12 protein-coding genes are annotated in these 12,121 nt (G+C 35.6%); 10 read left to right on the top strand and 2 right to left on the bottom strand.

Translation table 11 applies throughout. From position 1 onward, the window contains the following. Positions 1-205 precede the first annotated feature (205 nt). The gene (locus tag IGI38_RS00385) at positions 206-655 is read left to right on the top strand and encodes a GyrI-like domain-containing protein (protein ID WP_438725512.1); all 450 of its coding nucleotides are present in this window, start codon (positions 206-208) and stop codon (positions 653-655) included. Between the two features lie 686 nt (positions 656-1,341). Next, positions 1,342-1,491, top strand: coding sequence for a hypothetical protein (locus IGI38_RS00380; protein ID WP_010743699.1), 150 nt, complete (start codon positions 1,342-1,344; stop codon positions 1,489-1,491). Positions 1,492-1,739: 248 nt separating this feature from the next. Here the strand turns inward: IGI38_RS00380 and IGI38_RS00375 are convergent, their stop codons facing one another. After that, positions 1,740-2,411 carry a DUF3862 domain-containing protein gene (locus IGI38_RS00375; RefSeq protein ID WP_438725511.1) on the bottom strand — a complete coding sequence of 224 codons (672 nt, stop codon included), beginning with the start codon at positions 2,409-2,411 and terminating at the stop codon, positions 1,740-1,742. Between the two features lie 460 nt (positions 2,412-2,871). On the opposite strand from IGI38_RS00375, the gene IGI38_RS00370 reads away from it, so the two are divergent. Both IGI38_RS00370 and IGI38_RS00365 read left to right on the top strand, forming a co-directional pair. Next, positions 2,872-3,126, top strand: a complete 255-nt coding sequence (locus IGI38_RS00370) for a YiaA/YiaB family inner membrane protein (RefSeq protein ID WP_438730214.1) — start codon at positions 2,872-2,874, stop codon at positions 3,124-3,126. Positions 3,127-3,614: 488 nt separating this feature from the next. Beyond that, positions 3,615-3,977: a tRNA-binding protein gene (locus IGI38_RS00365; protein ID WP_438725510.1), complete on the top strand. Its 363-nt coding sequence runs from the start codon at positions 3,615-3,617 to the stop codon at positions 3,975-3,977. Positions 3,978-4,179: 202 nt separating this feature from the next. Here the strand turns inward: IGI38_RS00365 and IGI38_RS00360 are convergent, their stop codons facing one another. Beyond that, the gene (locus IGI38_RS00360) at positions 4,180-7,431 is read right to left on the bottom strand and encodes a SpaA isopeptide-forming pilin-related protein (protein WP_438725509.1); all 3,252 of its coding nucleotides are present in this window, start codon (positions 7,429-7,431) and stop codon (positions 4,180-4,182) included. A gap of 616 nt (positions 7,432-8,047) precedes the next feature. Between IGI38_RS00360 and IGI38_RS00355 the strand changes: the two genes are divergently transcribed. The 6 genes from IGI38_RS00355 to IGI38_RS00330 all read left to right on the top strand — a co-directional run bounded on the left by IGI38_RS00355 (position 8,048) and on the right by IGI38_RS00330 (position 12,096). Further along, on the top strand, positions 8,048-8,278 hold the full coding sequence (locus tag IGI38_RS00355) for a helix-turn-helix domain-containing protein (RefSeq protein WP_438725508.1): 231 nt from the start codon (positions 8,048-8,050) through the stop codon (positions 8,276-8,278). A 98-nt stretch (positions 8,279-8,376) separates the two neighbouring features. Beyond that, positions 8,377-8,634: a hypothetical protein gene (locus IGI38_RS00350; RefSeq protein ID WP_438725507.1), complete on the top strand. Its 258-nt coding sequence runs from the start codon at positions 8,377-8,379 to the stop codon at positions 8,632-8,634. Positions 8,635-8,761: 127 nt separating this feature from the next. Then, the gene (locus IGI38_RS00345; RefSeq protein ID WP_438725506.1) at positions 8,762-8,914 is read left to right on the top strand and encodes a hypothetical protein; all 153 of its coding nucleotides are present in this window, start codon (positions 8,762-8,764) and stop codon (positions 8,912-8,914) included. Between the two features lie 309 nt (positions 8,915-9,223). Further along, the gene (locus tag IGI38_RS00340) at positions 9,224-9,817 is read left to right on the top strand and encodes a hypothetical protein (RefSeq protein WP_438725505.1); all 594 of its coding nucleotides are present in this window, start codon (positions 9,224-9,226) and stop codon (positions 9,815-9,817) included. A 1,024-nt stretch (positions 9,818-10,841) separates the two neighbouring features. Then, positions 10,842-11,777, top strand: coding sequence for a N(5)-(carboxyethyl)ornithine synthase (locus tag IGI38_RS00335; RefSeq protein ID WP_438725504.1), 936 nt, complete (start codon positions 10,842-10,844; stop codon positions 11,775-11,777). 79 nt (positions 11,778-11,856) lie between these two features. Then, the gene (locus tag IGI38_RS00330) at positions 11,857-12,096 is read left to right on the top strand and encodes a cytoplasmic protein (protein ID WP_438725503.1); all 240 of its coding nucleotides are present in this window, start codon (positions 11,857-11,859) and stop codon (positions 12,094-12,096) included. Positions 12,097-12,121 lie beyond the last annotated feature (25 nt).

The following is a 12,121-nucleotide window of genomic DNA, read 5'->3' as shown; positions in this document are numbered from 1 at the left end:
AGATCGTTAAGTTGATCTAAACTCATTTAAATTGCGTATAGTTCTCCTCTCAATGATTTCTTCCGCTAGAAAAAATTTTGCAAAACTAAATGCATTACTTATTCATCAATTTTAAAAATTTTAATGAATAAAATTTTAAATGAATATACAATGAATTCAGGGAATGATTGGCCAATCTTCCAATAATACATTTGGAGGAACATACATGAATTATCTAATTGAATCACTACCATCTAAAACAGTATTTTATAAACGTCGAGTTGGTGCTTATGGACCTGAAAACTATGCTTTAATGGACTCTGTAAAAACTCATCTGAAAAAAGAAAAACTCTTCTCGGAAAATACGATTATCTACGGTATTGCATTAGATGATCCGAATAAAATCTCGGCAGAACATTGCCGTTATGATGTTGCTGTGGAATCGGATGCGGCTATCACAAACATGAACTCAAGAGAATTAGATTCAGGAGAATACGCAATTTTCCAAATCGACCATACTAGCAACGCTGTTTCTGCTTTTTGGAATACCTTTCCATCTTTATTAAGTCAAGATTCTTATACGATAGATTTTTCCAGACCTATTTTAGAGAGGTACAAAATTAGTTTAATTAACAATGAACGATGCGAAATGCTAGTACCAATAAAAATGAAATGACATTTATGTAGAGAACCTTTCATAGGTTCTCTTTCTACTTGATAGCTCCATCGACTGGAACTCTTCCATTAACATAGTTATGATTTAGCTGTTTTTATAATCGCTATTACGACACTGTTACATGTCTTGCAATACTGTTTGATACATCAAGCCTTTTTTAAGTTACTATGGTTCTAAATAAAGGAGTGATTTAACTAATGAAGTTTATTAAAAATTTTTTTTATTCTTGTCTTTAGGATTAATCGGATATTTTGTCATTACAAAAACAACATATGACTATCCTTATAGAACCTATAAGACCATTTACAAAATAGAAAAAAAAGTTGGAAAAATTGATAGAGAGAATTTGGTTATTTATAAAGAAATCCATAGACCTATCTACGTTTTCGAGGGAAAACTATCTAAATCTAGTAAAGTTATTTGTCTTGAGATTGAAGAATCTTCGTCATCACTAAAAGTAGTTGAGATCAACAAAAATAGAGCTATTTATGATTTATCGTTTAGTAACTTTCAGCGTGTACAAAAAACATTTCAATTGGAATAGTTTCCGTAAAACTATGTGATACCCTCGATTAACCGAGCTTTTTCATTAGATAAAACGTTAAAATTATGGTATATTATTAAGTGGAATTTCGTTATGAACGTTTTAGTTGCCTTTCGTCACTAATGAGAAAGGAGAATGCTATATGACATTCACTAACAACAAATTGGAATACCGCGTAACTTTAGATACTAACTTAAATCTATTTATTGTTTTCGACAAACAAGACGAAAACAAATTTGCGACAGGTACGACAATCGAAAATGCAGTACAAGAATTAGCAAAAATCGCATAAGGAGTGTAATTCTCTAATGGACAATTACTGTTCGTACTGAAAGCATCTACTGTAGATCACGGTAGATGCTTATTTTTTTCTGCTATATTTGTTCCAAATAGCGTTTTCCTAGCCGAGAAAACAAAAAACTCAGACCAATAAAAATTGGCCTGAGCGGATTCTCTATACAAAACTATTCTGTTATCTCCTCAACCGTTGGACTAATCCAGCCAAAATAATCCCTTTTATCGACCCATCACTCAGTCTGTTTAATACTCACTTTGATTACGACTATTAAGTTTTCCATCCTTTAATTCTATCGAAAATATTTTATTAGAAATACTCCATGTATAATTATCATAGGTATGCCCCCCATGACGCATGATCATCTCTGTATTTGGATACCCCATAGTTTCAATAATCTCTTTTTTGGAATAGTTCTCTCCGATTGTCATTCCATTAAACCCATCTAGAAATGCTTCTTTCGTTTCACCTTGTTTCTCACTAATAGTCAACGACTTGGATATAACTTTTCCGTCTTTACAAGTAATCATTGCATAAGTGATAGGGTCATCCCAAGGAAAATAATTCCAAGAATAAGAAATCGTTTTTTCTCCTGCATAATAATCTTCTGTCTTTGAATCTGGTTCTCCAAGCATTCTTTCGACTTGACTGCTCTTACTTCCAGCAACATCTGATTCTTCTTCTCCCACTTCTATTTTCTCAAAGACTTCTTTCAGAGATGGAAGATCATCGACTTTTTTATTCATTTTTTGATCATCTATAGAACTGGTTTCTTTACTTGTAATTGTCGGTTCACTCGATATAACAGTATCCTCTTGACTATTCAAATAACTGAATAATGCTAAAGCAAAACAGACGAGCAGCAGTCCAAGTACAATTAAAGAATTATAAAATATTTTCGAATTCCTTTTTCGCAAATTATCCTCCTCATGTTGCCACGTAATAAATGATTTTCTATGTATTTAATTTTAACTTATTTCCTTTTGCAAATAATCTCTTTTTAGAAAACATTTACAAATAATTTAGCTTTTTTTATTAATCAAAATTCGACTGTAACGTGCTCGGGCATCGTGCTTTTGGATACATTTATTCCATTCCTTTAATACAGCTTATTCAATTCTATAGGTATAATAAACTGAACAATGCTACATTAAAGCGATCCACGAGTTGTAAAACTAATCATAACACCTTATATTCAATAAACATTTTTAACCTATTCAATGATACTTATTTTTTCAGGTCGCATTTTTCTCTTTAACAATATATAATAAAAAAAGTTATGCTAATTCCCAAAAATAATTCTCTACAGAATTTTAGAGTCAACAAAACTTACAATTAGCACTATAAATATATAGGAGTGAGCGTTTGAACAACAATATCAAAAAGAAAGCATATAGAAATACACCTGCCTTTGTCCTTTTATCTTGGGGATCATTTATCTTCTTCTTAGTCTTAATACTTATTGGTTTGTATACGTTAAAGGAACCGTTAATGGTTAAGGGCTATTATTTGATGGGTTCAGTTGGCCTGATTTCGTCATCCTTTACGCTATCAAAAGTCATTAGAGACAATCAGGAAGATGAGGAACGACACAATAAAATGTTCCGTGCTCAAGATGATGATGAAGAATAAATGACATTCAAAACGGCATAGATCTATGCCGTTTTTCTTTTTAGTATACTTACCGCTGACATCTCATTGGAAAAATTTCTGGAAATGGTCGTTAGAGTTTTCTTCAGCAATCTTTATTTACAACCCCGATAACCTCTGTTATAGTTCGAGAAAAAGGAGCGTGTGAGGATTTGATTAAGATTATCGTACTTTGCTGCATTATTGCTTTGCTGCCTCCTTTCTCCCCATTAAAGAGGCTGTTCAAAAAATAAGTTGCTCTAGCAGCCTAATTGGCTGTTTTTTTACCTTTGATGGGCCAGATTAGGAGCGATTCCTTTTTTTGATTCCCTTATCATAGAGCAATACCATCTCCTCTGATTGCGTGGCTACTTGATTGTCTTCCGATCAGTCATTATTTTTTTACAATTTTTTCTACTCTCTGGTTCACTTCCTCTGTTTCCATTTTTTTCTTCTTAACTATTCTCAGTATTCCATTTTGCAATTGATTTGTGGTACCATTATTCAAATTACCACATAGGAGGACATTTAAGATTACGTTAGAACAATTTGATGAAGTGGACATGAGAGTAGGCACCATTACAGCCGTTTCCTTAAACAAAAGAGCCAGAAATCCCGCTTATAAAGTGACTGTAGATCTAGGAGAATTGGGCATTAAAAATAGTTCTGCTCAACTTACTAACTATACAGCAGAAGAAATTGTTGGCAAACAAGTCGTTTGTGTTTGCAGCTTTGACCCCATCCGAATTGGAGATGTCAAAAGCGAAATAAGAATATTAGGCAGCGATACTGAAGATGGATGCATTTTATTGACTTCCCTAAGTAAGGTTAAGAATGGAAGTAAAGTATTTTAAAGTTAGTCATCTTTAACCCTTGTGATAGGCTGCTTATCTTCGGGTAAGTAGGCCTATTTAACTTTGTTCTTCAATCAAAACCTAAATATAGTAACGAAGAAAAATCTACTTTCACTAAAAACAGAAAAACTCAGGCAGGCACTAAGCCTCCTGAGTTTTTCCACCCTATTCACTTTTTTGAAACCTCTTTTGCATTAGATACCTACATATTTTTTCGATTCAAGAAAAAGTAGAACAGTCCGACTATCGTAGAAATGCCGACCAAACCAGCAGAAACGATCATCATTTTATTTCGTCCTGTACCTCCGGTATTTGGTGTTTGTCCTTCAATTTTCTTATTCTTTACTTCTAATGTAATCTTATTTCCTTCCGCAGTAATACTGCCCGATCCTTCCACCAGATCATCATTCTCGATCGTAACAACGCCCAACTCAGAAATCGTGATCTCAATATCTTTATCTAAGCCAACATATCCACTTGGCGACTTTGTTTCGGTTAAGAGATAGCGTCCAGGTTTGAGCTGATCAAACGTAAATTTCGTTCCACCATCAAGTGTCTTATCATAGATGATACCGTTCGTTCCGCGCAGGCGGAAACTTGCGCCAGACAACAGTGTATTCGTGGTGTCCTTTTTCGTGATCTCCATAGTGAAGTCTTTCAATTTATTCGTGACTTTATGCCGTCCCGTTGAGCCGTTGACTTTAGTAATCAAGTTACCATTCGTGTCCTCTTCAACCGTAAAGACAAATTCAGGCATTTTTTCATAACCAGTCGGTACATCGGTTTCTGATACGATATACATCCCAACCGGCAGATTCTCAAAGGTCACTGTTCCCGCTAAATTTGGAGAAACATTCGTGATTTTCTTGTGAGACTTCGCATCCTCAACCTCGAAAACTGGATGGCTTCCAGCAGTTGGGAATGGCGTCTGTCCATCATTCTTAAACTTGTCAAATTGGAAATTAGTTTTCTTCAACGTATTGGTGACCTCAACAGTTCCACCGCCTAAATCATCTTTCGTAAATTCTGCTGGACTGTAGCTGACACTATGCCCCTGAGGAACTGATTTTTCCACTACGCGGTATCTGGAACCAGGAATATCAACAATATTAGTAAAGCTGTCACTCCAATTTTTGGCTTTGTTTAATACTTTTTCTTCGCCTATTTTCGTCCAAGTCGAACCATTCTGTTTCTGCAGCTCAACTGTAACGGATTCACGACGTCCCCAATAATCCTCGACATTATTGACTTTATCATTTGCCCAAACTTTCTTAACCGGAATCGAAATGATTTCGTCGGCTTTAACGCGAACAGACGGTACACCAAAATCTAAAATATCATTTGAACGTTCCGGCGTTGGTTGCAATGTGGTTGGACCATTAGTTTGATACCATACACCTTTTTGGTATCCGGGTTTTAACTTCACGCGGTAATCAATCTGAATCTGTTCTCCTTTTTTCAAGGATAAATTCGTTACAACGATCTCATTATTGGCATTTACCGTTGGTCCATTCGGCTGCGGATCAAGCGTAATTTGATTGCCATCTTTATCATAAGTCTTTTTCGTTGGACCAGAAACGAGTTCAAACATATCTCCGATTGGGTCGGTGATGATCCCATGATTGACTGTCGAGATAACTGTGTCATACCATTCCTTGATTCCAGCTGTTAAATCTTCTGTATCTGCGACAGTATTGAAGAAGTAGTCTGATGTATCGTTACCCGAAGTGTTCACCTTTTGCGTTGCCATTCTTGATAATCCTTTTTGTAAATCAGCGACTGGATGATCAGCGTTAGAATTTCTCGACATCCCTGCAGACACTGTATGAATCTCTATCCCCTCTTGCTTCAAATCATAAGCGGTTGAATTGGTCGTTGACAAGTGAGTACTCAAAGATAGCGCATTGTAATAGAGCAGCTTATCAAATTTGGTTTTATTCGCAGTTGCTTCTAAGTTACTACCATTATCTGCTTTATAGCCATTCGGCCGCTCTTGTGTTGGATCGTCCACCATCAACCAATTCTTGATGTGTACTTTATCCGGATAAATCGCATCATTTCTTGTCGCTTCTCGATTGTATGGATCTGGCAAAAAACTACTGTTGGGTGCACCGTCTGTCAATACAAATAGAAGTTTTTTACGTCCCAACGTATCAGAGTTACCACGATCAAAAATTCCTTTCGATTGTATCAACCCCCGTTGAGTAAAAGTCGGACCTTCTGGTGGTATTGCTTTATGATTTTTTACGATGGTATCCCAAGAAGTCGTATTACTACTTAACTCATAACTATACGGAGCTGAAAATCCTTTTTCATATTGACCACTACTAAAGAAATAAGCACCTACACGAATATTCTCATCGATCTTTGAACCTTTCAATTCATCGATCATTTTTTTTAGTGCCGCATTTGCTCTATCTCTTCTTGAGACCCCATTCGTTTTGGTACTCATTGTCCCTGTATGGTCAATCAAGAAGACAATATCCACCCCTGGTTTATACGTCGTATTCCCGCGAACATTCAAACGGATATTAAATTCATCTTCCTTATCCGTTTCGTAAGCCAATTTTCGGATCGCTAAGTTGGGATTTGAACTATCATCGCCGTAATTAATATAAGACTTCGAACGATCGTCTTGACTAACATTCCAACTGGTCAAACCATCCCAGCTAGTTGCTGGATCGGCGGAGTTTCCCCCTTGATGATTTCGAATCGTCTCTGATTGTCCATCAGGAGACCACGAATTCGTTGGGTATTTCCCGTCTTGTGCGGATTCTGTATAAGCTGGTTGTTTGTTCGTGTATTGATTTTGATATGCAGCAATTCCGCCGCCTCTAAATGTGGATTGTGTCGAAAGCTTAGGCCCAATCAGTCCCGTTTTTTCTTTGCTTTCAGCACTAGAAGAGCTGGTCGTTTCCTTTTTACTGGAACTTTCCTGCTTTTTACTTGAGCTTTCTTTTGTCGTTTCTGTCTGCACCTTCTTGCTCTCTAGTTTAAACGGTTTTTCCAGCTCCAAGGTATCTTCTTTAATTTCAGAATCCTCAGCTGTCCCCTTTTGATCCATTTCTACATAAAGCTTCAGTGCATCCATCGATTTAGGCAAATCTAAAACAATCTGTCCTTCCATCGCATCTGTAAAAGTCTCTTCTACTAACCAACTCTTGGTTTCTTTTATATTTTCAATAACAGGATAATCGATGGTCTCATTCTTTTCGTCCGTCACCTTTAATTTTAAACGTTGGTGAAGGTTTTCAGATTGACTTTGTCTTGCAAAAGTAATTTTCCATTGGATAGAATCGTCTTTCGTCTTATAGTCATATTCAAGTTTTAGCGCATCGTCATTTATTAATTCTACCTTTGTCGTTTCCGCGTGGCTGATTTGTGTATTCACAACATTTTCAACGATAAAAGAAAAAAGCATCCCTATTAGTATGATAAAATTGATCTTTTTCATCTTCTAAGCTCCCCTTTCCCCGTTTTATCCTGTATTCTTTCTATACCAATAGTAACTGATTCTTTTTTTTTTCGCTTTTCAACCCAACATTAATAAGTCGTTATTTTTAACGACTTAAACCTATAACAGCAACTTACCAAAGCAATATCAAGTTATTTGATTTAATAAATTAATTAATTATAAAGTAAATTAAAGTTCGTTTTACATATTAAATATTTAGTATTTGAATCAAAAAAAAGAGGCTGATAGCAACTTTTACCAGCCTCTTGCGTCAACTATTTAATTGAATCGTACGTTTTGTGAATATATAAATAAATACGAAATTTGAAGATATTTTCCTATAGCTAGAACTCGTTAACATTGAAGAACTGCTTATAATGAGCTACAGTTGAACACTTATCTTCGAATACTACCACTTTTCCCCGTTTGCGAGTTATTTCAAACCGTTCGCGGTTGACTCAAACATCTATTTTGATAAAATCAGTCTGTCTAGCGGAAACTAGGCATTGATCAATGTTAAGAGGTAGTCGGTGGTCGGCTGCCTTTTAAATTAATAATCCGATAATTTGTCTTATGATTAAGCAATCATTCCTTTTAGAATCGAGGTCATTTAACTGTGAGTATTGAAGAAGCTATTCTACTTGATACCTTGCGTTGCCGACTTAATTTCCTACGAACTAAAAACGAATACACCAAAAAACGAGTCGCTGACCAATTGAACATCTCTTTAGAAACATACGAGACTTATGAAGAGGGAGACGCATTACCCGATATTTTAGAATTGATCGACATTATCGATTTTTATGATGTAACACTAGATTATTTAGTTGGAAGAACCGAAAGCTGAATCATTCCGACTCGCGTTCGATTGCGTTCACTCATTTTTTCGCTCCGATAATATGTTAAACTAGAAGTGTGAATTACTGTAATGAAGGAGTGGGTAGTATGATTACCAGAGATATCGTCGCTTTTCTCATTTGTTCACTTGGTGCTATTTTGGGAGCATATACGATTGCTTTATTCGGCAAAAGATTGTCACTTTTGAAAATGTTTACCGCCGCATTCTTTTCTGGCGGATCACTCGTATTTTTTTATTATTATTTTGAAGGCTTTGATTCAAGCTTTATACCATTGATGTATTATGCAGTTGTTGTCACCTCTGCTGTACTCTTTTCAAAATTTAGAGACAAGCTGCACTCATGATCATCCAATTCTTTGGATGATTTTTTTATTTTCGATAAGTAACATCCAACTTGATTAGACTTTTACATTCACTTAACAGGGAATTAACATTCATAAGCTAAAATGAACCTAGAAGGGAGGCGCTAGCATGAACGAAACTAAAATGGAGGATCGTTGTATTTGTGTAACGTTCAACACGAAACTCAATCGATTCCTTGTGTATGATAAAAATGTTCCACATAATTTCGCGATCGGTGTTACCATCGAACAAGCAATCAACAAACTTAAAATTGCTGCTTAAGACAACTACTGAATTTCAGTAGCTTTTTTATTTTCTCTTCCTATTTAAATAGAGAAATTTATGATGGACGTTTTTACCTTCGATTTCATCCTCCTATCCTTAATAACTACTTTGATCATGTTTATCATCCTTGCTGATTGCCTCGATCACTAGACTTTTAAATTTACTCGATTAACCACTCTTGCGATACTCTTCCTTTTCAAAATCATAGAGAACAAATAAATTTTTTCTCAGATTTATTTTACAAACAAATTTCGTTTGTTACAATTATATTACAAGACACGAACTAGGAGGCCCATCCTGAAAAAGATGTATACATTTTTATTCCTGTCCCTATCACTTCTTACCTTGTCTGCTTGTAATAGAAATAATTCCACGGACACTAAGACAAAAGAACCTGCTGTAAGTACAAGTTCAAAGAAAAAATCCGAAGCGAAGAAAGAGTCTACTTCAAAATCATCAAAAGCCACCTCGTCTAGTTCGTCGCAAACAGCGCAAACGTCAGAGACATCTCAAGTTGAGCAGCCAGCCCAAAATAATCAGCAAGTACAGACTCCCGAGGCAAATTCTACCATTCCAAACCAAACAAATCAGACACCGCAAACGCCAATTGTTGAGCAACCGGCTCAAGAGGCAGCAACCACAAATGAGCAGACACAAGCCGCAAATAATTGGATGTCTCCTGAACAGAGAGAGAACTATATCAACGCAGGTCAGTTTGATCCTAATTATCTCGATAACTTGTCCCAAGCAGACTATCAACTTGCTGTTGATCGTGCACAACAAAGGTTAGAAGAAACCGGATTTGGTGATGTATCACTTATTTGGTATGAGCTATACAAAATGAATCCTGAGAGTACAACGCTTTATGACACTCCTCCCTATGATCCTTATGCAGAATAGTTTTTAGAGCTGATATTTCGTCAGCTCTTTTTTGGTTAAAAACATCAGATTTACTCTATGATAGGCTGAGTTAGTGTAATTCATTTTGAATTTCAAATTATTGTTTTTCCCACTAATCTTTTTTTGTTTAGAGAACTTGATAAAGAGGAATTACTAACTATGTCACTTAATGAATTCCCAAAGACCAATTTACCTGTTTCATTTCACCATTCTCAAAAATAGATTTTGCATAGCTGTTTCCCAACATCCTCATTGCTCATGAGCACCTTAGTTACCATTAACCTATTCGTATCCTATAACTAACTAATCACCTTTCGTTTTTCCAGCTAAAATACAAATTATTAACGTTTATTTTATATTATTTATCACTTACTACCGTTCGCGGTTGAAATTAGAAACATTCTCTTGTTAAAATCAATTTGTCTAAAGAAATTAGACAGATATTGTGCGCGAGCTAGGCTTCTTACCAATAAATTAATTTCCCCATTTCCTAGCTCTAAGACTGCCGTTTCATACCACGGCAGTCTTTTTTTTAGTTCCCAGCAATAATAATTAACTTAAAATTAAAAATATATTTACTTTGTAACCGTTCTATTGATATAATCACTTCATAAATTAATAATTGAGGTGATTGGTTTTGAACTTCTTTTTTTATAGCGATATTCCCAACCAAGCAAACGAACACTTGATTCACACTGATTCCTGCAAATCTTTACCTGAAGTTGCGGGTCGAAGTTTAATAGGAAAAGCAGCTTCCTATCAAGAAGCTCTAACGATTATCGAGCGTCAATGTCCTGAAAAGAATTTTTCATCATGCAAACATTGTTGTTTAACTTAACCAACTATTTTGAGCATCTTTTCTAGATGTTCTTTTTTATTGCCTCGGTCGATGAATTATTTTTTTCTTTCTGTTAGGTTATCATTCTTAGTCTCAACTCAAACTATGTTAGACTGAGAAAAATAGTTCCTTTTATAACGCAGCGTTTTGTAACAAGTCCATAGAGATAGAAAAGGAGATGTTCTTATGAAATTAGGTTTTATCAAGTCAAATTTTCCTCACGAACGCCGGCTCCCTTTACTACCTGAACACATCAAACACTTTGCCAATTCACTTTATATTGAGACTGGTTTTGGTGACTCTTTAGACATTCCTGATGAAGAGTATCTAAAGGCCGGATGTACCATCTTAACCCGTCCCGAAATTTTTGCTTTATGTGATAGCATATTCTCCCTAAAAAGAATCCCGCCATCCGATTATGACATGATTCGACAAAATCAAGTAATTATAGGTTGGACGCACCCGTTAGGATCTGGAAAAGAGTTTATGGAGTCTCAAGCGATTCCTAAAAAGCTCTATGTACTTGATATCGATAATCAAACTCCTTTGATGTACTATATGGGAAAGGCTTACAAAACACAGCTGATTCCTAAAAACTTTGTCTATCAAAATAGCTTTTACGCCGGTTATGCTGGTGTTTTGCATGCCTTGCTGAGTTTTGGATTACTGCCAGAAAGCGATGTGGATATAGCTATTTTGGGTTCAGGGAACACCGCTCAAGGTGCTTTTCACGCAGTCTCAAAACTCACTTCATCCGTTCAGCTTTTTTATAGAAAAACACTTCCAGATTTTAAACAGCAACTATCTAAATATTCGATTATCATTAATGGCATTAGAGTCGGTGATTCGGGTACCCCGATTATGACCCTTGAAGAGCAGGCTCAGACAAAAAAAGGCACCTTCATCATTGATATAGCAGCAGATGCTGGAAATGCAATTGAAGGAAATAGCTTTACAACTGTCGATAACCCAATCTATCAAAAAAATGGTCTTTACTACTATACTTTACCTAACACGCCTACTTTTGCTTATCGAAATATAAGCAGCATATTAAGCGAGCAATTCAGCCGATACATCTTTAAAAATGATATCTCAATCTTTATTGACGAAATTTCAGATTAGGTTTGTTAAGGAGTTCGTGTGGTTCAGTTTCACCTGACATAATTTCTGTAAAAAAGAAAGGAGATAATTTTATTTTTTTATGGCTGATATTTATACTGACGCCCATAAGCTTTGTAGTAACAATAGAGTACTATTAAAAGAGTCCAATTTATGTGGATGTTTTTACTGCCAAAGTCTATTCAACTATGACAAAATAACTGATTGGATAGGAGATACTGCTTTGTGTCCCATTTGTGATATTGATTCTATTATTCCAACAGGAAAAAACTATTCTTTCCCTGTTGATATTTTGCAAGGAATGTATGATAGATGGTTTTAACTTTTTTAAATCTGTAAATTACCGA

The sequence above is a fragment of the Enterococcus sp. AZ128 genome, assembly GCF_051714485.1.
Taxonomy (GTDB): domain Bacteria; phylum Bacillota; class Bacilli; order Lactobacillales; family Enterococcaceae; genus Enterococcus_A.
Note: the sequence above shows the minus strand (reverse complement) of the source record. Positions and strands in the feature narration are given on the sequence as shown.

What these genes read in the sequence shown, in the direction of transcription:
- IGI38_RS00385 (WP_438725512.1), top strand. Translation starts at nt 206, where the DNA reads ATGAATTATCTAATTGAATCACTACCATCTAAAACAGTATTTTATAAA.
- IGI38_RS00380 (WP_010743699.1), top strand. Translation starts at nt 1,342, where the DNA reads ATGACATTCACTAACAACAAATTGGAATACCGCGTAACTTTAGATACT.
- IGI38_RS00360 (WP_438725509.1), bottom strand. Translation starts at nt 7,431, where the DNA reads ATGAAAAAGATCAATTTTATCATACTAATAGGGATGCTTTTTTCTTTT.
- IGI38_RS00350 (WP_438725507.1), top strand. Translation starts at nt 8,377, where the DNA reads ATGATTACCAGAGATATCGTCGCTTTTCTCATTTGTTCACTTGGTGCT.
- IGI38_RS00345 (WP_438725506.1), top strand. Translation starts at nt 8,762, where the DNA reads ATGAACGAAACTAAAATGGAGGATCGTTGTATTTGTGTAACGTTCAAC.
- IGI38_RS00340 (WP_438725505.1), top strand. Translation starts at nt 9,224, where the DNA reads ATGTATACATTTTTATTCCTGTCCCTATCACTTCTTACCTTGTCTGCT.
- IGI38_RS00335 (WP_438725504.1), top strand. Translation starts at nt 10,842, where the DNA reads ATGAAATTAGGTTTTATCAAGTCAAATTTTCCTCACGAACGCCGGCTC.
- IGI38_RS00330 (WP_438725503.1), top strand. Translation starts at nt 11,857, where the DNA reads ATGGCTGATATTTATACTGACGCCCATAAGCTTTGTAGTAACAATAGA.